This window comes from Pseudomonas sp. BGA-UO-ETr-WB11 (assembly GCF_059567785.1).
The window spans coordinates 647312-672409 of sequence record NZ_JCAQOS010000008.1; the positions used below are offsets into that span (position 1 = coordinate 647312).

General features: G+C 61.2%; 18 protein-coding genes. 5 read left to right on the forward strand and 13 right to left on the reverse strand.

Features of this window, described 5'->3' with window-relative positions:
- The first annotated feature begins 44 nt into the window (after positions 1–44).
- From AC56DI_RS16640 to AC56DI_RS16650, 3 genes are all read left to right on the forward strand, one after another.
- On the forward strand, positions 45–1463 hold the full coding sequence (locus AC56DI_RS16640; RefSeq protein WP_324517086.1) for an FAD-dependent oxidoreductase: 1419 nt from the start codon (positions 45–47) through the stop codon (positions 1461–1463).
- 218 nt (positions 1464–1681) lie between these two features.
- Complete coding sequence (gene hemE, locus AC56DI_RS16645; RefSeq protein ID WP_496347142.1) at positions 1682–2749, forward strand: uroporphyrinogen decarboxylase; 1068 nt, start codon at positions 1682–1684, stop codon at positions 2747–2749.
- A gap of 150 nt (positions 2750–2899) precedes the next feature.
- A complete protein-coding gene (locus AC56DI_RS16650; RefSeq protein WP_496347143.1) occupies positions 2900–3673 on the forward strand; it encodes a ParA family protein in 774 nt (257 codons plus the stop codon).
- A 63-nt stretch (positions 3674–3736) separates the two neighbouring features.
- Here the strand turns inward: AC56DI_RS16650 and AC56DI_RS16655 are convergent, their stop codons facing one another.
- The 10 genes from AC56DI_RS16655 to AC56DI_RS16700 all read right to left on the reverse strand — a co-directional run bounded on the left by AC56DI_RS16655 (position 3737) and on the right by AC56DI_RS16700 (position 17350).
- Positions 3737–4552, reverse strand: coding sequence for a universal stress protein (locus AC56DI_RS16655; RefSeq protein ID WP_496347144.1), 816 nt, complete (start codon positions 4550–4552; stop codon positions 3737–3739).
- Between the two features lie 76 nt (positions 4553–4628).
- The gene (locus AC56DI_RS16660; protein ID WP_496347145.1) at positions 4629–5072 is read right to left on the reverse strand and encodes a YiiD C-terminal domain-containing protein; all 444 of its coding nucleotides are present in this window, start codon (positions 5070–5072) and stop codon (positions 4629–4631) included.
- Between the two features lie 89 nt (positions 5073–5161).
- A complete protein-coding gene (gene trxC, locus AC56DI_RS16665; protein ID WP_324517091.1) occupies positions 5162–5596 on the reverse strand; it encodes a thioredoxin TrxC in 435 nt (144 codons plus the stop codon).
- A 66-nt stretch (positions 5597–5662) separates the two neighbouring features.
- Positions 5663–6940 carry a bifunctional O-acetylhomoserine aminocarboxypropyltransferase/cysteine synthase gene (locus AC56DI_RS16670; protein WP_496347146.1) on the reverse strand — a complete coding sequence of 426 codons (1278 nt, stop codon included), beginning with the start codon at positions 6938–6940 and terminating at the stop codon, positions 5663–5665.
- Positions 6941–7118: 178 nt separating this feature from the next.
- Entirely contained in the window at positions 7119–8096 is a 978-nt protein-coding gene (locus AC56DI_RS16675; RefSeq protein WP_496347147.1) for a sulfite exporter TauE/SafE family protein, read from the reverse strand.
- Positions 8097–8291: 195 nt separating this feature from the next.
- Positions 8292–9752: a protein adenylyltransferase SelO gene (gene selO / locus AC56DI_RS16680; RefSeq protein WP_496347148.1), complete on the reverse strand. Its 1461-nt coding sequence runs from the start codon at positions 9750–9752 to the stop codon at positions 8292–8294.
- Positions 9753–9809: 57 nt separating this feature from the next.
- The gene (mscK, locus tag AC56DI_RS16685; protein WP_496347149.1) at positions 9810–13154 is read right to left on the reverse strand and encodes a mechanosensitive channel MscK; all 3345 of its coding nucleotides are present in this window, start codon (positions 13152–13154) and stop codon (positions 9810–9812) included.
- A gap of 37 nt (positions 13155–13191) precedes the next feature.
- On the reverse strand, positions 13192–14937 hold the full coding sequence (locus tag AC56DI_RS16690) for a potassium/proton antiporter (protein WP_496347150.1): 1746 nt from the start codon (positions 14935–14937) through the stop codon (positions 13192–13194).
- A 244-nt stretch (positions 14938–15181) separates the two neighbouring features.
- Positions 15182–16144, reverse strand: a complete 963-nt coding sequence (locus AC56DI_RS16695) for a DMT family transporter (RefSeq protein WP_496347151.1) — start codon at positions 16142–16144, stop codon at positions 15182–15184.
- A gap of 15 nt (positions 16145–16159) precedes the next feature.
- Positions 16160–17350, reverse strand: coding sequence for a tetratricopeptide repeat protein (locus AC56DI_RS16700; protein ID WP_496347152.1), 1191 nt, complete (start codon positions 17348–17350; stop codon positions 16160–16162).
- Between the two features lie 118 nt (positions 17351–17468).
- Here AC56DI_RS16700 and AC56DI_RS16705 point away from each other — a divergent pair, with 118 nt between their 5' ends.
- A complete protein-coding gene (locus AC56DI_RS16705) occupies positions 17469–18344 on the forward strand; it encodes a LysR family transcriptional regulator (RefSeq protein WP_496347153.1) in 876 nt (291 codons plus the stop codon).
- 298 nt (positions 18345–18642) lie between these two features.
- Here AC56DI_RS16705 and AC56DI_RS16710 read toward each other — a convergent pair whose 3' ends face one another.
- Entirely contained in the window at positions 18643–20460 is a 1818-nt protein-coding gene (locus AC56DI_RS16710) for an acyl-CoA dehydrogenase (RefSeq protein ID WP_496347154.1), read from the reverse strand.
- A gap of 163 nt (positions 20461–20623) precedes the next feature.
- Between AC56DI_RS16710 and AC56DI_RS16715 the strand changes: the two genes are divergently transcribed.
- Positions 20624–21475: a 23S rRNA (adenine(2030)-N(6))-methyltransferase RlmJ gene (locus tag AC56DI_RS16715; RefSeq protein ID WP_496347155.1), complete on the forward strand. Its 852-nt coding sequence runs from the start codon at positions 20624–20626 to the stop codon at positions 21473–21475.
- On the opposite strand, the gene AC56DI_RS16720 is transcribed toward AC56DI_RS16715, so the two are convergent.
- Positions 21472–23772 (reverse strand): response regulator, encoded by a 2301-nt coding sequence (locus AC56DI_RS16720; RefSeq protein WP_496347156.1) that lies wholly within the window; start codon positions 23770–23772, stop codon positions 21472–21474. The genes AC56DI_RS16715 and AC56DI_RS16720 overlap by 4 nt on opposite strands.
- Positions 23769–25043 (reverse strand): cyclic di-GMP phosphodiesterase, encoded by a 1275-nt coding sequence (locus AC56DI_RS16725; protein ID WP_496347157.1) that lies wholly within the window; start codon positions 25041–25043, stop codon positions 23769–23771. Before AC56DI_RS16725 ends, AC56DI_RS16720 begins: the two co-directional genes overlap by 4 nt.
- Positions 25044–25098 lie beyond the last annotated feature (55 nt).

Here is a 25098-nt window from a genome sequence, read left to right on the forward strand (position 1 = left end):
AGCGTGAAGCCCATGGCTCGTGACTGCTGTTAAGAGGTTTTGAAATGACTGAACGTCTGAATAACGACTTCCAGTTCATCGAGGTCGGCCGCAAGGATCCGAAGAAGAAGCTGCTGCGCCAGCGCAAGAAGGAGTTCGTGGAAATCTACGAACCCTTCAAACCGGCTCAGGCGTGCGACCAGGCACACCGCTGCCTGGGTTGCGGCAACCCGTATTGTGAGTGGAAGTGCCCGGTGCACAACTTCATTCCCAACTGGTTGAAGCTGGTGTCCGAGGGCAACATCCTCGCCGCCGCCGAGCTGTCGCACCAGACCAACACCCTGCCGGAAGTCTGCGGCCGCGTGTGCCCGCAGGATCGTCTGTGTGAAGGTGCCTGCACCCTCAACGACGGCTTCGGCGCGGTGACCATCGGTTCGGTCGAGAAGTACATTACCGACACGGCCTTTGCTATGGGCTGGCGTCCGGACATGTCCAAGGTCAAGTCGACCGGCAAGCGCGTCGCCATCATCGGCGCCGGCCCTGCTGGCCTTGGTTGTGCCGACGTGCTGGTGCGTAACGGCGTGACCCCGGTGGTGTTCGACAAGAACCCGGAAATCGGCGGTCTGCTGACCTTCGGTATTCCCGAGTTCAAGCTGGAAAAAACCGTACTCAGCAACCGCCGTGAAGTGTTCACCGGCATGGGCATCGAGTTCCGCCTGAATACCGAAATTGGCAAGGACGTGACCATCGACCAGCTGCTGGCTGAGTACGATGCCGTGTTTATGGGCATGGGCACCTACACCTACATGAAGGGCGGCTTCCCCGGTGAAGACCTGCCTGGCGTGTATGACGCCCTGGATTTCCTCATCGCCAACGTCAATCGCAACCTTGGTTTCGAGAAGTCGGCTGAAGATTTCATCGACATGAAGGGCAAGAAGGTCGTGGTGCTCGGTGGTGGCGACACCGCCATGGACTGCAACCGCACCTCGATCCGTCAGGGTGCCAAGGCCGTGACCTGCGCCTACCGCCGTGACGAAGAGAACATGCCCGGTTCGCGCAAAGAGGTGAAGAACGCCAAGGAAGAAGGCGTGAAGTTCCTCTACAACCGTCAGCCCATCGCCATCGTTGGCGAGGACAAGGTGGAAGGCGTGAAAGTGGTCGAGACCCGTCTCGGCGAGCCGGATGCCCGTGGCCGTCGCAGCCCCGAGCCGATTCCGGGTTCTGAAGAGATCATCCCGGCCGACGCCGTGGTCATCGCCTTCGGTTTTCGTCCAAGCCCGGCCGACTGGTTTGAACCGACGCAGATCCAGATCGACAGCCAGGGTCGCGTGATTGCGCCGGCGCAGAGCCAGTTCAAGCACCAGACCAGCAACCCGAAAATCTTCGCCGGTGGCGACATGGTGCGCGGTTCTGACCTCGTGGTAACGGCGATTTTCGAAGGTCGTACGGCTGCCGAAGGCATCCTCGACTACCTCGGCGTCTGATCCAAACCTACGCTGGACGTAGGGGCCTAGGGTCGTAGGATGGGTTGAGCGTAGCGATACCCATCGGCCACGGTGATGGGTAACGCCTTCGGCTAACCCATCCTACGGCTGACTCAGGTCATGGGATAGACAAAAGGCACGGCACTCGCCGTGCCTTTTGCATTGGGCTCTGCGAAAATGCCCGCACTTTTTTCCTGCTCATTAGTTCGGAACCTGCCATGACCGTCTTGAAGAACGACCGTTTTCTGCGTGCCCTGCTCAAACAGCCGGTGGATGTCACCCCGGTGTGGATGATGCGTCAGGCCGGTCGCTACTTGCCGGAGTACCGCGCCACCCGCGCCCAGGCCGGCAACTTCGTCAACCTGATGAAGAACCCTGAGTTGGCCTGCGAGGTCACCATCCAGCCACTGGATCGCTACCCGCAGCTGGACGCGGCGATCCTGTTTTCCGACATCCTGACCATCCCGGATGCCATGGGCCAGGGGCTGTACTTCGAGACGGGCGAAGGCCCGCGCTTCAAGAAAGTGGTCGCGAGCATGGCTGACATCGAAGCTTTGCCGATCCCCGATCCGGAAAAGGACCTGGGTTATGTGATGGACGCCGTGCGCACCATCCGCCGCGAGCTTAATGGCCGCGTACCGCTGATTGGCTTTTCCGGCAGCCCTTGGACCTTGGCCACCTACATGGTCGAAGGCGGCTCGTCGAAGGACTTCCGCAAGTCCAAGGCCATGCTCTACAACGACCCGAAGGCCATGCACGCACTGCTCGACAAGCTGGCGCAGTCGGTTACTGCCTACCTCAATGGGCAGATCCTGGCGGGCGCCCAAGCGGTCCAGATTTTCGACTCCTGGGGCGGCAGTCTGTCGGCAGCGGCGTACCAGGAATTCTCCCTGGCCTATATGCAGAAGATCGTCGACGGCCTGATCCGCGAACACGACGGTCGCCGCGTGCCGGTGATCCTGTTCACCAAGGGCGGAGGTCTGTGGCTGGAGTCGATGGCTGACTCCGGCGCCGAAGCCCTGGGCCTGGATTGGACCTGCGACATCGGCAGCGCCCGCGCCCGGGTTGGCAGCAAAGTGGCCCTGCAAGGCAACATGGACCCAAGCGTGCTGTACGCCAGCCCGGCGGCTATTCGTGCCGAAGTAGCGCGCATTCTCGCCAGCTACGGCCACGGCACGGGCCAGGTGTTCAATCTGGGTCATGGCATCACCCCTGAAGTCGACCCGGCCCATGCCGGTGCGTTCTTCGAGGCGGTGCACGAGTTGTCGGCCCAATATCACGTCTGATGGCGGGCTCCAGTGAGTCGGCAAACTGCCGGGTAGCCGGCCGTTTGCCGCTCATTCGGCGATTTACCCGGCGCTGTCGCGCTGAATGCCTCGCCCTTGTCACGCGCTTTGCATAGAATCGGTAACTCGACCGGCTCAGGGAGGTGTGGCATGCGGCGCGTGGTGTTCAATCAAAAAGGTGGCGTGGGTAAATCCAGCATTGCCTGCAATCTGGCAGCGGTCAGTGCAGCAGAGGGGCATCGCACCCTGCTGATCGACCTCGATGCCCAGGGTAATTCCACCCACTATCTCACCGGCTTGACTGGCGACGAGGTGCCGACGGGCATCGCCGACTTCTTCAAACAGACCCTGTCGTCCGGCCCCTTTGCCAAGAAGGGCAAGGTCGATATCTACGAGACGCCGTTCGACAACCTGCATCTGATCACGGCCACCGCCGAGCTGGCTGACCTGCAGCCCAAGCTGGAGGCCAAGCACAAGATCAACAAGCTGCGTAAGTTGCTTGATGAGTTGGCTGAGGATTACGACCGGATTTACCTGGATACGCCGCCGGCGCTGAACTTCTACACCGTGTCGGCGATGATCGCCGCCGACCGCTGCCTGATCCCTTTCGATTGCGACAGCTTCTCTCGTCAGGCCCTGTACGGCCTGCTGCGCGAGATTGAGGAGATCAAGGAAGACCATAACGAAGACCTTGAAGTCGAAGGCATCGTGGTCAATCAGTTCCAGCCTCGCGCCAGCCTGCCGCAGCAGTTGCTGGACGAGCTGATCAGCGAGGGCTTGCCGGTGTTGCCGGTGTATTTGAGCAGTTCAGTGAAGATGCGCGAGTCGCACCAGGCCTGTACGCCGCTGATCTTTCTCGAACCCAAGCACAAGCTCACCCAGCAGTTCGTCGAGCTGTACCAGTTGCTCGAAGAGCGCAGCTGAGAACGCCAGACCTACCAACGACAAGGGCGCCATTTGGCGCCCTTGTCGTTTATGGCGCTGACATCAGCGCACCACCAGCACATCGCAGGGTGGTTTGGTCAGGTAGTGCTGGGCCAAGCTACTGAGCAGGGTCTGGGCCAGCACGCCGCGGTTGTGGCGACCGATGGCCAGCAGCTGCGGCTGGCGTTTGGCGATCACCTCGTCGAGGCTTGCGGATAAGGTGCCGGCCACCACCAGATGTTCCAACTGCGGTCCGGGTTGGGGCAGGGTGCAGGCTTCGTCATCAAGCATCTGAGCGATCAGTTGCTGCTGCATGGCCAGGCGCTCGTCGGCTTCCTTTTTCGCCAGGCGGCCGCTGAGGGTGAAGATGTTCACGGCCTGCAGATGCCCGCTGGCGGGCAGTAATGAGTAAGCATGGCGCAGGGCGTTGCATGAGCATAACGAGGAGTCGAGGGCGACAATGCCTTGCTGGTACGGGCTGTTGTCTTCGCTCACCGCCAACAGCACCGGCACTGGGCTTTGCCGGGCCAGGCGGTCGAGGTTGGTGCCGGTGAACAGCTCTGGGCGACCCTTGTGGTGTGCGCCGAGTACCAGTAGGTCGACATCCCCTTCACCGAGTATCTGGTGAATCACCTCGCTGGGTTTGCCGGCTTCCAGGCGCACTTCAGCATTGCTATGACAGTAAGTCGCCAGGCGCTCGCCCAGCACCTGTTCGGCGGCCGCACGCAGGCTGGCCACTGCGCTGCTGGACTGTTGGCCTTCGGCGACATGCAGCAAGGTCAGCTTGGCTTGGTATTGCGTGGCCAACTGGGCGGCGCGGCGCAAGGCGACATCCGCTTCATGGCTGAGGTCGTGGGCGATCAGGATATGAGTGAACAAAGCAAAACCCTCCATTAACCGATTTAGTGTGATGGAACTGGCGCGGACCGCTTTGATCTATGACAACTCGCCCCTATCAGTGTTTACGCAACTGATAGATTCCGCGACTCAGCGCCACGACTTCACCGCTGCCGTCCGTCAGTTGCAGCTCCAGCACATACTCGGCCTTGCCGTTGGCCTGCGCCTCGCTTTGCAGGCGCTCAATCTCCTCGGCGCTCAGGCGTGCCTCGACGACGATGTCGCCGGTGGCCGGGCGGCGAAAGCGCAGGTTCATTTCCTTGACGATCGGGTAGAACTTGCTGGCATCGAAGCTGGTGAGAAACAGCGCGCCGCCGGGGATTTCCGCCAGGGTAAACAGGGCGCCGGCATACATGCTGCCGATATGGTTTTCGTTGCCGGCCAGCGGCACCCGCAAGCGCACGAAGCCCGGTTCCAGAACCTCGGCCTTGAGGTTCATGCGTTTGACGAAGGCGATCTTGTCTTCGGTGAACTGCCGGGCGATTTCAGCGGGAAAAGCCATGACCTGCTCCTTGTTTTATGGCTCTCCAGCCTAGTCGCTAGAGGGGCGTGAGCAATGACCTCGGTGCTCGTCGGTACTGACGGAAATGCTCAAATGCCTTGCTGACGCAGCCAGGCCAGCAGCTGTGGCAAGGCCATGGCGCCGCTCTGGCGCGCCACTTCCTGGCCATTCTTGAACAGGATCAGGCTGGGGATTGAGCGGATGCCCAATTGTCCGGCCAGTTGCTGGTTGGCCTCGCTGTCGAGCTTGGCCAGGCGGCAGCGGCCCGTTAGTTGTGCGGCGGCTTGGCTGAAGGTCGGCGCAAAGGCCTGGCACGGGCCGCACCAACTGGCCCACACATCCACCAGCAGCGGCAGGTCGCCCTTGATCTGGCTGGCGTAGTTGTTGGCGCTGAGGTCGAACGGCTGGCTGAGCAGCAGTGGGTTTTTACAGCGGCCACAGCGGGGTGTATCGCCCAGACGTTCGCTGGGGATGCGGTTGAGGCCGTTGCAGTGGGGGCAGGGGAGGGTCAGCGGATTGTGCATGGAGGACTCCAGTAGGGATCAGTCCTATCTGGAGTCATTGTCGCGGATATCAAGTCGGGCGCGTATTTAGCCTTTGGCGGCCTGCAGTGACTGTTCGAGGTCGGCAAGGATGTCGTCGATGTGCTCAATACCGATCGACAGGCGAATCATGTCCTGGCTAACGCCGGCCTTGGCCAGTTCTTCTTCATTCAGTTGGCGGTGGGTGGTGGAGGCCGGATGGCAGGCCAGGGACTTGGCGTCGCCGATATTCACCAGACGCACCACCAGTTGCAGGGCGTCGATAAAGCCCGCACCTGCCTCGATACCGCCGTGAATGCCAAACGTCAGGATGCCTGCAGGCGCACCGCTGGTGAAGCGCTGGGCCAGTTCGTGCTCGGGGTGATCGGCCAAACCTGCGTATTTCACCCAGGCCACTTGCGCGTGGTTTTGCAGGAAGGTGGCGACCTTGAGAGCGTTCTCGCAGTGGCGCTCCATGCGCAGCGCCAGGGTCTCCAGGCCTTGCAGGATCAGGAAGGCGTTGAACGGCGACAACGCGGCGCCCATGTTGCGCAGCGGCACCACGCGGCAACGGCCGATAAAGGCCGCCGGGCCAAAGGCTTCGGTGTAGGTTACGCCGTGGTAGGACGGGTCCGGGGTGTTGAGCAGCGGGAAGCGTGCAGCGTTTGCTGCCCAAGGGAATGTGCCCGAGTCGACCACGATGCCGCCGATGCTGGTGCCGTGGCCACCCATGTATTTGGTCAGCGAGTGTACGACGATGTCGGCGCCGTGCTCGAACGGCCGGCAGAGGATCGGCGTGGCCACGGTGTTGTCGACGATCAGCGGCACGCCATGGCGGTGGGCGGCATCGGCCAGGGCTTTGAGGTCGACAATATTGCCGGCTGGGTTGCCGATCGATTCGCAGAACACCGCCTTGGTGCGGCTGTCGATCAGCGCTTCCAGGCCGGCGATATCGTCATGGGCGGCGAAGCGCACTTCGATGCCGGAGCGCGGCAGGGTGTGGGCGAACAGGTTGTAGGTGCCGCCGTAGAGCTTGGCCACCGAGACGATGTTGTCGCCGACTTCGGCAATGGTCTGCACCGCATAGGTGATGGCCGCCATGCCGCTGGCCACGGCCAGGGCACCGACGCCGCCTTCCAGCGCCGCAACGCGCTTTTCCAGCACGTCGTTGGTGGGGTTCATGATCCGCGAGTAGATGTTGCCCGGCACCTTTAGGTCAAACAGGTCGGCACCATGCTGGGTGTTGTCGAAGGCGAACGAGGTAGTCTGGTAAATCGGCACGGCCACCGCCTTGGTGGTCGGGTCGGGGCTGTAACCGGCGTGGATGGCCAGGGTTTCCAGTTTCATGGAGACGTTCCTTCAGGGCGGCAGGGAAAGCCCGCAGCATCGGGAAATCTGTCGCCCTGGTCAATGCTCCAGAGCAAGGAAACAGGGCTTGGCTTAGACCGTTAGGGCAGAGGCTTATGCAGCGCCGAGCCGGGATGGTCCTGTTTCATCGGCGTGCATGTGAATCAGCCAGGCCCGCTTAGCTCAGGGCCATGTAGATGTTGTAAGCGCTGATGAGGGTAATCAGGCATCCAACAATCGTCAGCAGGGTGCGTGCGGGCAGCTTTTTACACAGCAGCGCAGCGAACGGCGCGGCGAAGAGGCCACCGAAGACCAGCCCGGCCACCATCATCCACGTGCTGGGCTCGCCCGCGAGGAGGATGAACGAGGTAGCGCTGGTAATGGTCAGGAAGAATTCGGCGAAGTTAACCGAGCCGATAGTGGTGCGCGGATCGCTGCCGGAGCCGAGCAGGCTACTGGTTACCACTGGCCCCCAACCACCGCCACCGGCGGCATCAACGAAGCCGCCAAATAGTGCGAGCTTGGCAATATGTTTGGGCTCCTTGCGTTGCTTCACATGGCGGTAGGCCTTGCTCAGGATGTACAGGCCCATCAGCAGCAGGTAGGCGGAAATGAAGGGCTTAAGCACCTTGCCATCGAATTGGGTGATCAGCACGGCACCGAGAATGGCGCCAATGATGCCTGGCAACAGCAGGCGCAGAAACAACGACTTGTTGACGTTGCCCAGCTTCACATGGGAAATCCCCGACAGCCCTGTGGTGAATACTTCGGCGATATGCACGCTGGCACTGGCGGCCGCCGGCGAGGCGCCAGCACTGAGCAGGAAGGTGGTGGCGGTGATGCCGTAGGCCATGCCGAGGGCACCATCGATCATCTGGGCGAAGAAGCCAACCGCAACTGCGCTCCAGAAGGTTTGGCTGCTCAGGGTGCTTTCGATAATGTGCAGACCGCTGTGGCCGCCGTTGTCGCCGAAGAACAGCCGCCAGGTAATGAACAGCAGCAGACCCGCCAGCACCAGGATGGCGAACCACATGGCCGAGCGTAGGATCGGATGGTTGTCCGGATGGCTGACGTAGTCTTCTACGGGTGGCAAGCCGAGTGCTTCGTGCTCGGCGTTGAGCGGGCTGGAGCTGAGATCGAGATCGCGAATTTTCATGCACTAAGGCGCCTGACAGCGGGTGGTAGAACAGGCTGGAGTTCAACGCTGGGGACAATAAGTGGCTTTGCTTATATAGTCTAAGAATGGTTATTTTGGTTTATATGCTTTTTTGTTTTATCGATGGTCGTACTCTGCGTCAGCAGGTGCGGCTGCGCTTTGCCCTCAGGGCGACTTCGCGCCGTGAGGGGCGACTCAGGATGAACAGCTGATTTCCAGGTGCTTGCCCCACTGCGGTGGGCGTTCGGCGTAACGCGCCATCCCGGCTTGTGCCTCGAAAGGTTGGCTAAGCAATTGGTGCAGCTCGCGCACCGGGCCGTAGTCGCCCTGCTCGGCGGCTTCGATGGCTTGCTGGGCCAGGTAGTTGCGCAGCACATACAGCGGGTTGACCGCGTGCATGCGCGTGCGCCGCGCGTCTTGGTCGTCGTCACCCTCGGCGGCGCGGGCGCAGTAGTCGCTGGCCCACTGGTCGAAGCCTGCCAGGTCGACAAAATCGTCACGCAGACTGGCCACGGCCTGCGCCGGTGCCTCCTCGCCGAGACGGCGGAAGAACAGGTGGTAGTCGACGGCGCTGCCTTGCATCAATTGCAGCAGGCGCTCGATCAACGTCTGGTCGTGTTCGTTGGCGCGGGTCAGGCCCAAGCGGCGGCGCATCAGGTCGAGGTAATGGGCCTGGTACAGCGGCAGGAACAGGCCGAGGGTTTCCCGCAGTGCGTCGACCTCGATAAACGGCGTGAGGGCCTGGGCCAGGGCGCTGAGGTTCCAGTGCGCGATGGGCACCTGATTGCTGAAGCTGTAACGGCCGCTGTCGTCGGAGTGGTTGCAGATGTGCTGGGCGTCGAAGTCGTCGAGAAAGGCGTAGGGGCCGAAGTCGAAGGTGATACCGAGGATCGACATGTTGTCGCTGTTCATCACCCCGTGGCAGAAGCCGTAGGCTTGCCAATGGGCGATCAGCTCGGCGTTGCGCTCGACCACCGTGCGAAACAGCGCCAGGTACGGCTGCTCCTGCTCGCGACACTCGGGAAAGTGGCAGGTCAGCGCGTGCTCGATCAGCGTGTTTAGCTGCTCGGGCTGCTTGCTGTAGTAGAAGTACTCGAAGTGGCCGAAGCGGATATGGCTTGGCGCCAGGCGCAGGACCATCGCCGCCGACTCTTGGCGCTCGCGCCAGACCGGGGTGCTGGAACCCACCACGCACAAGGCCCGCGAGCTGGGGATGCCGAGCGCGTGCAGGTATTCGCTGGCGAGAAATTCACGGATCGAGCTGCGCAGCACTGCACGGCCATCGCCTGAGCGCGAGTAGGGCGTCTGCCCGGCGCCTTTGAGGTGCAGGTCCCAGTGCTCGCCGGCCGCATTGCGCACTTCGCCCAGCAGCAGGCCACGGCCGTCGCCGAGGCGCGGGCTGTAGCCGCCGAACTGGTGTCCGGAATAAACCATGGCCCGCGGTTCGGCCTCGCTCCACAGCTTGTGGCCGCCGAACAACTCTGCAAACACCGGCTCTTCGGCCTGCGCCGGGTCGAGGTCAAGCAAGGCCATGGCTTGGGCGCTGGCCACCACCAGGCGTGGCGCGTCGATGGGCTCGGGCAGCACAGGGGAAGAGAAGGCGTCGCCCAGGCGGGCGAAGCGGTTATCGAAGGTCAGGTCGGTGAGGGACTTCAAGGGGCGTCTCCGGCTATTCCGAGTATTTTGCTCGGAATAGCCGGGGTGCGTCCAGACTCAGACGTTATCGCCGGGTTCGGCGTCCAGTGGTTCCCGCGCGCTTGCGCCGGTCCCTGGCGCTTGCTGGGTGCTGCCCAGTTGCGCTTCCTGGCCGTGCAGGTTTTTGACGTAGACGTCCATCTGGTTGAAGGCCATTTCCACGTTGTGCTCGCGAAAGCTCATGGCAATGCTGGTCAGCAGCTCATCGGTGGCCGGCAGGCGATCACCCAATTCGCGGACATGGAAGCGAATCTCGAAATCGAAGGTGCTGGCACCAATGGCCATGAAAAACACCTGAGCCGCAGGTTCACGCAGAACCCGTGGGTTTTCTTCCAGGGCCTGCATAACCAGCTTGCGCGCCAGCTCCAGGTCGGTTTCATAGGCCAGGCCGAGTTTGATCACCACCCGCGTCACAGTGTCGGTCAGCGACCAGTTGATCAACTGATCGGTAACGAAGGTCTTGTTCGGCACGATGATTTCTTTACGGTCGAAATCGGTGATGGTGGTGGCGCGGATCTGGATGCGACTGACGGTGCCGGACAGCGGGCCGATGGTCACCGTGTCGCCGATGCGCACCGGTCGCTCGAACAGGATGATCAGGCCGGAGATAAAGTTGGCGAAGATCTCCTGCATACCGAAACCGATACCCAGGGACAAGGCCGCCACCAGCCATTGCAGCTTGTCCCAGCTGACGCCGAGGGTCGACAGAGTGGCGACAAAGCCCAGTGCGGCAATCGCATAGGACAGCAGGGTGGTGGTGGCATAGGCGCTGCCCTGGCCGAGGTTCAGGCGCGACAGCACCAGCACCTCGAGCAGACCTGGCAGGTTGCGCGCCAGGGCGGTGGAGATGACGACGATTACCAGGGCACCGAGCAGATCGCTGAGGCTGATGGGCACCATGGTGATGGCATCGCCGGCACCGCTGGCGTATTCGTACAGGGTGACGTTGTCGAGGTAGGCGAACACGCTGATCAGGTCGGCCCAGACCCAGTACAAGCCGCCAAGGAACAGGCCGAATAAGGCCATGTTGATCAGGCGCAAGGACTGCTCGTTGACCTGGTCGATGTGCAGGGCGGGTTCTTCGCTGATGTCGCTGCCGTCGACGCCTTCCTTGGTTTGGGTTTGGCGTTTGCTCTGGGCGCGCTGATAGGCCAGACGGCGGGCAGCTACGGCCAGGCCGCGGACGAAGGTGGCTTCGACCATCAGCCAGACCACCAGCAGGTAGAGGGTTTCGATCAGGCGGTCACTGAGCTTCAGAGCGGTGTAAAAATAGCCCAGGCCGACGGCCACGCTGAGGCCCAGGGGCAAGGCGATAAAGCCCACACCGATGGCCTGGCGTAGCGGCGAGGCGTGTTCGCGGATCGGCTCGCTGAACACCAGCTTGGCCAGCAGCCAGGCCATGGTCAGGAAACAGAACAAGACGATACCGATGCCGAGCACGTCCCGGTCCAGCACGTCCTGTTGATGCTCGGCCACCGTGCTGACGGCCACCAGGGCCATCACCAGCAGCCCGAGTTTGCGCACCTGGGAATGCAGGAAGGCCACTTGTGGGCGGTTCCAGCGGAAGTGCAGCTCGGCCACACCGCCGGGGCTTAGGATGCGATAGGTGGTGTAGAACAGCATCCACACCTCGGCCATCTGCATCAGTGCGGCGCCGAGGCTGGCGTTCTGGCCACGGGCGTCGAGTTGCAGGGCAAAGCCACAGAGCGCCAGAAACAGCCCCACCGGCAAGGCCAGCAGCAGGTTGAGCAGCAGGGCCATGGGCGTGTGCAGTTGGCTGTCACGTTTGAAGTGGCCGATGTCCTGATGCAGTTCGTCGAGCTTGTGGTACAGGTAGCTGCGCTTCCATAGCAGGGTCAGGATCAGCAGCAACAGTGGCAGGAATAGAAGCGGCTGATTGGTCAGGCCGGCCCACAGTTGTTTGACGGCCGAGCCCCAGGGCATGGCGCCGAGCTGGCGTTCCAATTGCTGTGGCAACTGCTTCACCCAGCCGAGGTCGAGCGGCTTGTTGCTGGGAATCCAGAACAGCTGTTCGTCGAGGGTGGTGCGCAAGGTTTGTGCAGTGCTCTGCAGTTGCTTCTGGTTCAGTTGCAGGGTGATCGACTGGTTGAGTAGCTCGTTAAGCTCACGGTTCAGCCGCTCGAGCAGCTCGGCGCGACTGATCATCAGCTCCAGCAGGGCTTTGCGCAGCTCCGGGGTGTCTTGCTCGGCGCTCTGGGTAGTCAGCAGTTGTTCGACATAGGCGGTGGGGTTGCTGACTTTTTCCCGTTGCTGGCCGAGCTCGAATTGGTACAGGCGGATGTCGGCAATTTCGTCCGCGAGGTTCTTTTCCAGGCTGATCTGCGGCAAGGCCTGTTTCTGCTGGTTGAGAATCCTGGCCAGCAGCAGGCTGCCCTTGAGAACGCTGATCTGCTCCTCCAGCGCCTGGTCGCTCTGGTTGATGTTGTCCTGCAGCTGTTTGGTCTTGAGGTTCTGCTCGGTCAGCTCGTTGAGGCGGGTGGTGGTGCGCAGCAGGTAGTCGGACAGTTTCAGGTTGGTGGCGCTTTCCTTGGCCAACAGGCTGTCGGAGCCGGCCTTTTCCACTTCGATAGCCAGTGCAGCGACGGTTTGCTCCGATTGCTGCCGGCGCTTGTCGTTGATCAGGGCTTGCAGCTCGCGGGTTTCCTGCTCCATGCGGGCGATGCGTTCCACCAACAAATCGCGCTGGCTGCCGCCGATGTCCTGCAGCAGGCTGTTGCCGGCCAGTTCGCTGCGGCGCAATTGCAGCAGGGCATTCAGGGCGGCCTGTTCGGCGAGCAGTAAATCGCGTTGTTCGGGGCTGCTGGGCTTGCTGTTGTCCTTGCCGCTCTTCAGCAGGTTGCCCAGCTCCTGCAGGCGAATCTGGCTGCTGCTGATCTCGGCCTGGGCGCGCTCTGGGCGAGTCTGGGCGGTAATGATCAGGCTGTTGGCTTCACTCAGTGCTGCTTGCAGGTCGGCCAGCTCTACCGCGCGTTCGCCGAGCATCTGCTCCAGCTGGCTGGTTGGGGCCTTGGCATAGCGCTGGGCGGCGGCAACGGCCGGGCTTGCCTTAAGGCGCAGCAGTTCGCGCTGGGCCTCACTGATTTGCCGTGGCGCCGCCGCCAGCTGCGTTTTCAGCTGGGTCAGGGCTTTCTTGCTGTTGTCGCTCTGCTCAAGAAACCCAAGCGTCTGCTCATAGGTTTTTTGCAGGGCCTTTTGCTCGGCCTCCGGCAGCTTGCGATCGGCCAGGCCGTCGAGGCTGCGTTGTACCTCGCTACGCGCCGGCAGCTCGGCAGCCAGGGTCGGTTGGGTCAGCAGGCAAAGCCCGAGCAGGGTGGCGGCAAACAAAGTACGCAAAGAAGGCATAGTCGATTTTCGTACGGCTGGTGAAAGAGAGGGGAGTTTAGAGGAATAGGCCGGGGCCGGGGCGCCCGCCTTCGGGGAACTTGACCCCTACTTTGCGGATTTTGTTCCCGTCCATCAGTGCCACGGTCCAGGTCAGGCCGTTCCACTCCACCTGGTCGCCGACTACGGGTTGGCCGCCAATCTGGTGGGCAATAAAGCGCCCCAGGTGCAATTGGCCCTCTGCACCTTGCAGTTTGAGGCCGTAGAGGGCCGCGATGGCGGCCAACTGGGCATCACCTTCAAGGACGAAATCACCGAAGAAGCGCAGGTCCAGGCCTCGGGTTGGTGCCTCGATAAAGAGTTTGCCCAGGGTCGGCAGGTCGTGTTCGTGGCCGACCACGCAGAGCACGTCACCGGCTTCCAACTTGGTGCTACCGGAGGTGTGCAGCAATTCACGGCCGCGGAACAGGGCGGCGATGCGCGTGCCTTCGGGCATCTTCAGGTCGCGCAGCGGCGCGCCGATGCACCACTTCTCGGCCCCCAGGCGATAAACGAACAGCTCCCACTCGCTGGTGGGGTGGATTTCCAGGCCCGCGCGGGAGATCGGTGCCGGGTCTGGCGGTACGGTCACGCGCAGCAACTTGGCCATCCACGGCAGGCTGGTGCCCTGCAGCACCAGCGATACCAGGACGATAAAGAACGCCACGTTGAAGAACAGTTGGGCGTTGGGCAGGCCAGCCATCAGCGGGAATACCGCGAGGATGATCGGCACTGCGCCGCGCAGGCCAACCCAAGCAATAAAGGCTTTCTCGCGGTCATGGAAGGCGGCAAACGGCATCAGGCCGAGGAACACCGACAGCGGCCGGGCGAAGAGGATCATCCACAGCGCCAGGCCTAGGGCCGGCAAGGCAATCGGCAGCAGTTCATGGGGGGTGACCAGCAGGCCGAGGACCAGGAACATGCCGATCTGCGCCAGCCAGGTGAGGCCGTCGAGGATGTGCAGGATGCCGTGCCGCGAGCGGATTGCCTGGTTGCCCAGTAGCAGGCCACACAGGTAGATGGCCAGGATGCCGCTGCCACCGACGGCGTTGGTGCTGGCGAAAATCACCAGGCCGCCGCTGACCACCAGCAACGGGTACAGGCCGTTGGCCAGTTGCAGGCGGTTGATGATCTGCAGCAGCAGCCAGCCGCCGCCGAGGCCGAACACCGCGCCGATGGAGAAATCGCTGATCAGGTGCAGGCCCAGCTGCCAGCCGATGCCCTGGCCGGGGCTGGCGAGAATCTCGATCAGGGTGACGGTGAGAAACACCGCCATCGGGTCGTTGCTGCCGGACTCGATCTCCAGGGTCGCGGTGACCCGCTGATTGAGGCCGCGACCACCCAGCAGGCTGAAAACCGCGGCGGCGTCGGTGGAGCCAACGATGGCGCCGATCAGCATGCCTTCCAGCAGGCTTAGGTCAAACAGCCAGGCGGCGGCCACGCCAGTCAGCCCGGCGGTCACCAGTACGCCGAGGGTGGCCAGCGACAGCGATGGCCACAGCGCCACGCGGAAACTCTCCACCCGCGTACGCATGCCGCCGTCCAGCAGAATGATCGCCAGCGCCAGGTTGCCCACCAGATAGGCGGTGGAATAGTTGCTGAAATTGATGCCGCCGGGGCCGTCGTTGCCGGCCAGCATGCCGACACCGAGAAAAACCACCAGAATGGGGATGCCGAAGCGCGAACCGAAGGCGCTTACCAGAATACTGATAGCCACCAGCAACGCGCCGATCAAAAACAGGCTGTTGATGGCGCTGGCGTCCACAGGCGTACTCCGGAATAAAAGGCGGGATTAGTCCTGCCTAGCAGAACCCATGCCGGATTCTAACCCGCAGCTTTAGTTCGCAGGCAAAAAAACGCCCCGCAACAGGGCGAGGCGTATTGAGAGTCCGGCCGAGGTGTTTAGAGCCGCGGAAAAATGGGGGCGGATTTATTTGTCGGCCGGTGGTTACCGGAAAAATAAAGCGGTCCCCTTTTCCCACAGCAGATCAAAATACTGACCGTCTTTATCACAGTACGCGAACGGTCTTAGTCACCCCGTTGTAGTGGGGATAGGCTGGCCTGTTGCAAATCATGATTCCCGCAATAATCAGAGCGCCCCCAATGCATGTGGGGGTGCTGATCCGCTCATCCAGCAGCAGCGCGCCTAGTAACACCGCCGTCAGCGGATTAAGTGCAATGAATACTCCAGCACGGGTGGCACCTATTTGCTCGATGCCCTTGTAATACAGAATGTATGCCAGCGCCGAGCCGATGGCGCCCAGATACAACAAGCTATAAAACTCGCCAAGCGTAACCGCCCGCAGCGACGCCTGATTGAATTGGCCCGTAGCGATAGCGGTCGCCGTCAGCATCACGGACCCTGCGAAAATGGAGTAGGTCACCGTGTACAGAGCGCCGATCTCCTTGACCACGGATTTACCAAATACGCTGTAAGCTACCCAACTGAGTACGCAACCAAATATCAAAAGATCCCCTCGCCAGTCGCTTTTATTCACTATCAAGGCGCTAGATGATTTGTTGAGGATTACCACCGCGGCTCCTATTAGGCAGAGGAAAATACCTGCGGCTCTCATACTGGACAGTTTTTCTCGAATAAATACATAGGTGAAGAGCGCCATGATGGGGGGGTTCAATGCGACAATCAATGAAGCGCGGGAGGCTTCCGTGTACTGCAGTCCATAAAAGAAGCAGAGGTTATAGGTATAAATTCCACAAAACCCCAATCCTGCGATCTTGATTAGTTGCGACTGATTAAGTTTGATGAAGCTCTTCTTTGAAAGTACCAGAAATAGTGCAAGGGTGATTCCGGCGAGTATAAATCTGAGGCTGGCGGCTAAGAGCGCCGGTGTGTCGGCGGACAGATAACGGCCGGCGACAAATGTCCCCCCCCAGATTATTGCCACCAGAGAAAGCTTGAAATAGGTAAGGCTAACTGAAGTAAGGACTGCTCCCTTTGGGTTGCTGGTCATGCTGGTAGCCCTATTTCAACTATGAGGGATGGTCTTGAACGCTGCGTATTCAAGAGTGAGATCGAGGATTTCGCGCTGGGCTCGGCTTCCTCCTAGCAACGGCCACTGGTCTCGACTGGTAAGCAAGAGTTCGAGGCTTTCGTGGTAACGCTCCAAGGTGAACAGCAGAATACCTTTGAGTACTTCCAGGCCGGTTCGATGCGCTTCGGGTTCGATCCCGAAGCCATCGCTTTCGGCGATCTGCTTCTCAATGAGGAAAGTCTGATTGGTGGCGGAAAAAGCAAGCGCAGCGTGTATTTTGTGAAAGTAAGAGGTTGATTCATAGACACTGCCGGTCCACAAAAGAGCGAGGCGTTTCCACATAGCATCGAACTTGCTGTCCGTGTCTTTCAGACGCAGGCGCCAGAGAAAGCCTACCGCGTCCAGATCTTGTTTCGCGAAGGTGCTGTCCTTCAGTTCACATAGCTCCGCGAATGCCTGGAGCGCCTGTTCGACTTCGTTGCATCGCTCGTGAGCAATAGCCAGGTGCCAATAGACGTGCATTCGCATGCCTTCATTTTCGACCCATGCAGGCTTGCAGTCGATCAGAAGGCTTGATAGTTCCTGCCAGTGGCCCATCTCATGCAAAGCATGCGCGGTGGCATGGATGCCATAGATGTTATGGGGAATCAGCCTGACCGACTCAAGGCCCACTTCAAGGGCCTCCTGGAAACACTGACCTTCACACAAGACGAAGGATTTCATTGCCAGGTAATAGGAATACAAGGAGTGGGTGTGGTGTATGTGCGGTTCGCAAAATGAAAGTTCTGCCGTCAATTTCGGCGTTTTACCTGTACAGAAGTCGAGCATGTGCGCGAAGAAAAGCGTGATAATGTCGGACGGATACGCTTTAAGGTGTTGCGTAAACAAGGTGCGTGCCAACTTATATTCAAAATTTACCCAAGCTGTGAACGCCTGGTGGATTAGTACCAGTTCCGGGGGCATGGCCAATTGTCTCTGCATTCGAATGAGAAACAGTTTGAACTTGTAAAGTTCTTTCAGCTCACAGCTTGTTATTGCATCGAACCCCTGCAGTAGCTCTTTGTATAGCGCTTGACTCTCGGTGGTCGGAATTAGGTGGTCGGGTATTCCCCGAAGAGATAGGAATGGGCCGTTGATTTCCGGCCACAGTGCAGATACGCCGTCAGTCTTCCATGGGGTAGGCATACAAAGTCCTTGATCTCAGTTAGCAAAGTGGAGCGGGCATATCTCGTTATGCTTGTCTGGTCTATGCTTACGCAAAATTGTGACCATATGGAAATGAGTGATTACTCATGGTTGAGCAATGACGCTGACTCAATTGGAAATATTTGTCGCTGTTGCTGAGCGGCGTGGTTTCACCCTCGCAGCTGCTCAACTGAAGATATCCCAGTCAGCGGTTTCTCATGCCATTAGAGCGCTGGAACAGGAGTGGGGCGTTGAGATACTGCGTCGGCATCAAGGTCAGATCGAGCTGACAGACATAGGGGCGCGACTCCTCCAGCGCGTGCAACCGATGCTTGGTCTGGCGGCCGCCATCCGGCAGGACGCCAGCGATGCCCTCGGCATGAAACTAGGCACCTTGCGCATTGGTTCATTTGGTCCGACCTCATCCCAACGCCTGCTGCCCCGGATTCTTAAGGATTACCGGCGCCTTTATCCCGGTATTGAAATTCATGTGAGCGAGGGGCCTGATCGGCAGGTGATGGAGTGGCTGTTGGACAGAAAGGTGGACGTCGGATTCGTCACCTTGCCCGAAACCCAGTTCGACACCTGGCCTCTGATCGAGGATCAAATGGTGGCCCTGCTGCCGATCACGCATTTTCTCGCTTCCAGCGAAAGCGTGACCTTGGGCGACTTGTGTTTTGATCCGTTTGTGCTGACGGAGGCCGGCTCCTCCGAGCTGGTCTCTCAGCTCTTTGCTGCCTACAAGTTGCAGCCGCGAGTTCGTTACAGAACTTCTCAGTTGATGAGTACCTTGGCTGCGGTAAGCCGCGGGGATGGGGTAACTGTAGTAGCTGAGTCTTCCTTGCCTGAAGTTGGTGATGCACTTTACGTGGTTAAGGCGCTCAATCCGGCAGTCAAACGTCAGGTTGGAATTGCGGTGCTTGACCGCAGTCAGGTTACTGCTGCGGCTCAAGCATTTCTGGGGTTGGCGGAAAAAATTTTCCGCGGGCGTTAGCGTAAGTTGAAGAATCACTCGCCCGGTGCGTCGTCAATGTAAGTGCGCCGTAAACCGTATCCGCCGGAACAATATCTATTTTCAGGAGGTTGTGTCTGGCGGGGAAAAGGGAAAGGGGACAGATTTATTTATCCCCCACATATCCCTCCCGCTATATCGAGCTAAGTCCGGTGTGGGCCAGATGGTTGCGTTTACCCAAAGCGGGCGGCGGTCTGGGTTTAAACGCTTCGCGGTCAAGACCGCTCCCACAACCCGAGCAGGCGCCTCGAAACCCTGGTTCTAGACTCTTCCCTGGCGGCTAGAACCAGGCGTCCTGCATGTTCAGGCAGGTGTCGTCGCGGGCTTCGAGGATAGCCAGGTCGTGGTGGCAGCTCGGCACTTCCCAGGTCAGGAAGTAGCGCGCGGCCTGCAGTTTGCCCTGGTAGAACGCCACATCGGCCGGGTTGCCCTGACCGTTGCTGATCAGTGCCAGGCCTTCCTCGGCGCGGATCGCCTGTTCCAGCCAGCGCCAGCCGATGACCAGGTGGCCAAACACCTTGAGGTACAGCGCCGAGTTGGCCAGGCCCTGGTTGACCTTGCCGCTCAGCAGGTCGCCCAGCAGCGCCAGGGTGACAGTCGATACGCGCGCCAGCAGTTGTTCCAGTGGCTGACGCAGGGGGCTGAGGCTGTCGTACTGGCTGGCGCGTTGGCAGCTGCCTTGGATCAACTTGACCAGTTGCTTGAGCGCCGCGCCGTTGTTCATCGACACCTTGCGTCCCAGCAGGTCGAGGGACTGGATGCCGTGGGTGCCTTCGTGGATCGGGTTGAGGCGATTGTCGCGGTAGTACTGCTCCACCGGGTATTCGCGGGTGTAGCCATGGCCGCCGAGAATCTGGATCGCCAGTTCGTTGGCCTTGAGGCAGAACTCCGACGGCCAGGATTTGACGATCGGGGTGAGCAGGTCCAGCAGCTCCAGCGCCGTTTTGCGCTCTTCTTCGGTTTCCAGGGTCTGGGTGTCGTCGAACAGCCGTGCGGCGTACAGGCCGAGGTCGAATGAACCTTCGACATAGGCCTTCTGGGTCAGCAGCATGCGCCGCACATCGGCGTGCTCGATGATCGCCACTTGCGGGCTGGTGGCGTCCTTGCCGTCCGGCAGGCGGCCTTGTGGGCGCTGGCGGGCGTATTCCAGGGAGTACAGGTAGCCGGCGTAGCCGAGCATCACCGCGCCCATGCCGACGCCGATACGCGCCTCGTTCATCATCTGGAACATGTAGCTCAGGCCCGCGTGGGGCTTGCCGACCAGGTAACCTACGCACTCGCCCTTGTCGCCGAAGTTCAGCGCCGTCGAGGTGGTGCCGCGCCAGCCCATCTTGTGGAACAGGCCGGCGAGGATCACGTCGTTGCGCTCGCCCAGGGAACCGTCATCGTTGACCAGAAACTTGGGCACGATAAACAGGCTGATGCCCTTCACGCCGGGCGGTGCGTCCGGCAGACGGGCGAGCACCATGTGCACGATGTTTTCGCTGAGCGGGTGATCGCCGCCGGAGATAAAGATCTTGTTGCCCTTGATCCGGTAGCTACCGTCGCTGGCCGGCTCGGCCTTGGTGCGCAGGTCCGACAACGATGAACCGGCATGGGGCTCGGTCAGGGCCATGGTGCCGAAGAAGCGGCCATCGATCATTGGCTGCAGAAAGCGCGCCTTTTGCTCGGCGCTGCCGAAGCTCTCGATCAGGTTGGCCGCGCCCATGGTCAGGAATGGGTACGAGGTGGTCGCCGCGTTGGCCGACTGAAAGTGCGCAAAGCAGGCCTGGGACAGCAAGTTCGGTAGCTGCATTCCGCCCACTTCAAACTCGCGGGTGGCATTCAGGAAACCGGCTTCGAGGAACGCGTCCACCGCCGGCTTGACCTCGGGGATCAGCACTGCGGCGCCGTCCACGTACTGCGGCTCGTGCTCGTCGTTCTTGCGGTTGTGCGGGGCGAACAGGTTCTCGGCGATGCTGCGGGCCGTGCCGATGGCAGCATCGAAGGTTTCGCGGCTGTGTTCGGCAAAGCGTTCGCGCTGGGTCAGGCCTTCGGCATCCAGCACTTCATAGAGTTCGAAGGCCAGGTTACGGGAGCTGAGCAGGGTCTCGGACATTGGGGCATACCTCGGTGGCGATTGGTCGAGTCTAGGGGCGAGACGGTCGGTCGCCTAGCACCATAGGGCGCAGTGATACGGCGCCAGAACCGAATCGGCGGCAACAGTCTCTGGCCCTGTTAAACTGCGCGGCTGGCAAGGCCTTGCCCATGGGGAACCGATCATGAACTACCGTCACGCCTATCACGCCGGCAACCACGCCGATGTGCTCAAACACCTGGTGCTGTCCCGCCTGCTGGCTCTGTTGGCCAAGAAGGACGCGCCCTATGCCTATCTCGACAGCCATGCCGGCATTGGTCTTTATGACCTGCGCGGCGATCAGGCCAGCCGCACCGGCGAATGGCTGGAGGGCATCCAGCGTGTCTGGCAGGCCGACGACGTGCCGGCGCTGTTCGACGATTACCTCGGGGTGATTCGCGCCCTCAACCCGGACGGCCAACTGCGTTACTACCCCGGCTCGCCGGAAGTGGCCCGCGAGCTGAGCCGCGAGCAGGACCGTCTGCAGCTCAATGAGAAGCACCCGGAAGACGGCCAGCTGCTGAAAGCCAACATGAAGTACGACCGCCGCGTGGCCGTGCACTTGGGCGAGGGCTGGCATGTGCCGCGCGCCTTGCTGCCGACTGCGCAAAAACGCGCGGTGCTGCTGATCGACCCGCCGTTCGAGCAGGCCGACGAGCTGCAGCGTTGCGCTCAGGCCATGAAGGAAAGCATCGCGCGCATGCGTCAGGCGGTGGTGGCGATCTGGTATCCGATCAAGGACCAGCGTCAGCTCAAGCGCTTCTATCAGGACCTGCAAGGCACGGGCGCGCCCAAGCTGCTGCGGGTTGAACTGCTGGTGCATGCCGCCGACAACGCTGATGTTGGCCTGAACGGTTCCGGCCTGGCCATCGCCAACCCGCCTTGGGGCTTGGAAGACGAACTGCGCTCGGTGCTGCCGTGGCTCGGCCAGAACCTCGGCCAGACCCAGGGTGGCTGGAAGTTGGATTGGCTGATTGAAGAACAATCCGCCGGTTAATTGCCAGGCTGAGCGGCCAGGTGTGCGGCCAGTAGCGGCAGGAAGCAGTCGGCCTGAGCGGTCAGTTGCTCCAGCAAGACGGCGGCCTGGGTCAGTTCGCCGTGCTTGCCGCACTGCTCCAGCTGTTCGGTCAGGGCCTGAGCCTTGCTCAGTTCGAAGCTGCCGAGCAAGGCCTTGAATGAATGTGCAGTGAGGCACAGGGTCTGGCTGTCGCCCTGTTGCAGGGCGTGCTGCATCTTCTCCAGGTAGTCGCTGCGGCAACTGGCAACAAAGGGCGCACCGATGACCTGCAGGATAAATGGATCGGCGTGCTTGAAGGCATCGAGGTACTCGAGGTCGGCTTGGGGCGGCGGTACACCCGCTGCCATTGGCGGCTTGGCCGCCGGTAAATGGCTAGCCAACACCCGCTGCATTTCGTCCAGCAACTGCTGGCGGTTGATCGGTTTGCTGACGTAGCCGTCCATGCCGGCGGCCAGGCAGGCGTCGCGGTCGCTGGCCATGGCATTGGCGGTCATGGCGATAATCGGCAGGTGTTGGTCACTGCCGGCCTCGCGCTGGCGAATCTGCTCGGTGGCTTGCAGGCCGCCCATCTCCGGCATGTACATGTCCATAAACGCCAGGTCGAACCGTTGCTGCTGCAGCAGATCGAGGGCCTCCTGGCCGTTGCGTGCCCATGTCACCTGATGCTGCTGCCGCTCCAGCAACTTGCGGGCGAGGATGGCGTTGATCTCGTTGTCCTCCACCAGCAGCACCTGCAGCGAGGGCAGGGCGGTGTGTTCCACGGCCGCATGTCGCGAGGCCGTTGCCGCGTGGCTGTGACGCAGGCGCAGGCTGAAGTGGAAGGTTGAGCCGTGGCCCAGTTCGCTCTCCAGCCACAGGCGGCCGTGCATCAGTTCGAGCATGCGGGTGACGATGGAAAGGCCCAGGCCGGTGCCGCCGAATTTGCGCGAGATTGAGCTGTCGGCCTGGCTGAACGCGTCGAAAATCCCGGCCTGAGCGTGTGGTGCAATACCGATCCCGGTGTCAATGACCTGGCCGTGCAGCTCGCAGCCTTGAGCATCGCTGCTGACCTGCTGCAGGCTCAGGCGCACGCTGCCCTTGGCGGTGAACTTGATCGCGTTGCCGACCAGGTTGATAAGGATCTGCCGCAGTCGTCCTGGATCGCCGCACAGCTGGGCCGGTACCCGCGGGTCGATGTCCAGCAGCAGCGTCAGGCCTTTCTCCTCGGCACGCACGGCCAGTAATTGGATCACCTCGTGGCAGGTCTTGGAGAGGTCGAAGGGTTCCTCGGCCAGCTCCATTTTGCCGGCCTCGATTTTAGAAAAATCGAGGATGTCGTTGATGATGCTCAGCAGGGCGTCGGCGGAGAACTTGGCCATGTCCAGGTAGCGGCGCTGCTCGACGCTCAGGCCGCTGTCGAGGGTGAGGTCGAGCATGCCCAGAATGCCGTTCATCGGCGTGCGGATCTCGTGGCTCATCACCGCCAGGAACGCACTTTTGGCCCGGTTGGCCGCCTCGGCTGCCTGGATCGCCTGCTCCAGTTCGGCCTCCTTGAGCGTGCGCTGAGTGACGTCACGAAAGCTGAACACCTGGCCCTGTAGCTGCCGACTGATGTACAGCGGAATGCGGTGGCGTTCGAAGTAGCGGCCGTCAGCCAGGCGCAGGGTGGCGAAATGATGGGGGTCGTCACTGGCGTGCTGGCTGAGGTCCACCAGGGCCTGCTGGCCAGGGTGCAGCTGGCTGTCGAGAAAGGCCAGAATCTCGGCGTCGACGCCGGCCACCAGCAGGGCCTCGGGAATCTGCCACATGCGTGCAAAGTGGCGGTTCATGCTGCTGATACCGGCATCCAGTCGCGTCACCAGAATGCCATCGGCGGTGGCTTCAAGGGTTGCCGCCAGCAGCGAGGTGGAGTGCTCCAGGGCCTCGCTGACCGCTTGTTGCGGGCTGGCATCGCGAAAGCTCAAAAGCAGCAGGCATTGTTCGCCGACGCGCATTTGCCGCAGGGATTTCTCTACATTCAGCAGGCTGCCATCGTGGCGCTGGTATTGGCCTTCGACGGCTTGCAGATCGCTGATCTGACCGGCGCTGACTTCGTCCCAGAAGAACAGGTCTTGGATTGACACTTCAATGCTGCTGATGGGCAGTTGCAGCAGTGCTTCCCGGCTGTAGCCCAGGGCCTGGCAGGCCAGCGGGTTGGCTTCGACGATCAGCAGACTGATAGGGTCGACCACCAGCAGGGCATGCTCGTAATGCTCGAGAATGGCCTGGGCAATGCTGGCGGTCGATGCTGTGCTCATCCGTTGGCACCGCCTTGCTGAGGGTCGAAGTAGTAGGTCACGTGCTGGCGCGGGCTGAGGTAGTTGTAGATCTCCCGTGGCAGCTGGCCAGGGCGCAGGCTCTTGCTGATGTTCAGTTCGGTGTCGCGCTCCAGGTTGAGGATGATCGCCTCCTCCTTGGGCACGTCCGGGTCATGCACGATGACGGTCGGGCGCAGGGGTTTGTTCGGGTTGACCGCCAGGACCAGGCCGACCATCTCGTTGGACAACTGCACGATGCAGCCCGGCGGGTACACGCCAAGACAGCGGATAAACGCCTTCAGGGCTACGGCGTCGAAGCGCGTGCGCTGCTGGGCGAACATTTTCGACAGGGCCTCATGGGGTGTCAGGGCGTCGGCCAGGTTCAGCGGGTTGCACAGGTTGTCGTACTGGTTGGCGATCGACACCACCCGGCTCAACGGACTGAGTTGATCGCCCGAGAGCTGCTTGGGGTAGCCGGTGCCGTCGCAGAACTCATGGTGCTCACGGATGATCCGTTGCGCGGCCTCGTCCAGCTCCATGGGTTTGGCCAGCTTGATGCCGTATTCGCAGTGCAGCTGCAGGAAGCTCTGCTCGGCTTTGTTCAGTGGCTCGGTCTTGAGCAGGATCTTGCTTGGGATATCCAGTTTGCCGATGTCGTGGAGCAGTGCGCCGAGGCCAAGCTGCAGGCTGTCTTCACGGCTGAAGTTGAGAATCCGCGCGAGCATGATCGACAACACGGTGACATTCAGCGAGTGGAAATAGGCGTCTTCGCCGGCCTTGCCGTTGAGGGCATGCATGAGCACGGTGTGCTCGCCGAGCATGGCGCTGACCATCTGCCCGACCAGCTCTTCGGCCTGCTGCAGGGTCTCCCGAGGTTGGCTGCGCAGGGTGCGGGTGATGTTCTTGACCGTTTTGCTGGCTTGCTGAAATTGCTTATCGACCTCGGCGAGGTTTTTGCGCAGGGCCTTGAGCTGTTCGGCCCGTGCCTGCTTGGCCTGGATGGCGGCCAGCTCTTCGGCGCTAGGCGCGGTTGGGATGGTTGGGGCCGCGGCAACCGCCTGGGCGACCACGGCGAGGGGCCGGCCGTCGCTGCGCTTGGGGTCGTAACGCAGGCGCGGCAGGTTGAGCGCGTGGATCGCGTCGATCTGCGCCTGTTCCTTGATCTTGAAGCTGCTGAAGGTAAACGAATGTTCCATCCAGCCCCGGTCCAGATGGATGTACAGGCCGATGCACAGCTGTTCAGGGGTGATGTACAGGGTGTCTTCGGGCATGCCTTCCTCAACGCCAGTCACTGCAGGGGGGCTTGTTTACCCGTCCTGCAGAGTC

Coding starts and splice junctions, on each gene's coding strand:
- AC56DI_RS16660 (WP_496347145.1), bottom strand. CDS start 5,072: ATGGCTTTTCCCGCTGAAATCGCCCGGCAGTTCACCGAAGACAAGATC.
- AC56DI_RS16710 (WP_496347154.1), bottom strand. CDS start 20,460: ATGTCCGAGACCCTGCTCAGCTCCCGTAACCTGGCCTTCGAACTCTAT.
- AC56DI_RS16695 (WP_496347151.1), bottom strand. CDS start 16,144: ATGACCAGCAACCCAAAGGGAGCAGTCCTTACTTCAGTTAGCCTTACC.
- AC56DI_RS16675 (WP_496347147.1), bottom strand. CDS start 8,096: ATGAAAATTCGCGATCTCGATCTCAGCTCCAGCCCGCTCAACGCCGAG.
- AC56DI_RS16705 (WP_496347153.1), top strand. CDS start 17,469: ATGACGCTGACTCAATTGGAAATATTTGTCGCTGTTGCTGAGCGGCGT.
- AC56DI_RS16715 (WP_496347155.1), top strand. CDS start 20,624: ATGAACTACCGTCACGCCTATCACGCCGGCAACCACGCCGATGTGCTC.
- AC56DI_RS16670 (WP_496347146.1), bottom strand. CDS start 6,940: ATGAAACTGGAAACCCTGGCCATCCACGCCGGTTACAGCCCCGACCCG.
- mscK (WP_496347149.1), bottom strand. CDS start 13,154: ATGCCTTCTTTGCGTACTTTGTTTGCCGCCACCCTGCTCGGGCTTTGC.
- AC56DI_RS16650 (WP_496347143.1), top strand. CDS start 2,900: ATGCGGCGCGTGGTGTTCAATCAAAAAGGTGGCGTGGGTAAATCCAGC.
- AC56DI_RS16700 (WP_496347152.1), bottom strand. CDS start 17,350: ATGCCTACCCCATGGAAGACTGACGGCGTATCTGCACTGTGGCCGGAA.
- AC56DI_RS16725 (WP_496347157.1), bottom strand. CDS start 25,043: ATGCCCGAAGACACCCTGTACATCACCCCTGAACAGCTGTGCATCGGC.
- AC56DI_RS16720 (WP_496347156.1), bottom strand. CDS start 23,772: ATGAGCACAGCATCGACCGCCAGCATTGCCCAGGCCATTCTCGAGCAT.
- hemE (WP_496347142.1), top strand. CDS start 1,682: ATGACCGTCTTGAAGAACGACCGTTTTCTGCGTGCCCTGCTCAAACAG.
- trxC (WP_324517091.1), bottom strand. CDS start 5,596: ATGCACAATCCGCTGACCCTCCCCTGCCCCCACTGCAACGGCCTCAAC.
- AC56DI_RS16640 (WP_324517086.1), top strand. CDS start 45: ATGACTGAACGTCTGAATAACGACTTCCAGTTCATCGAGGTCGGCCGC.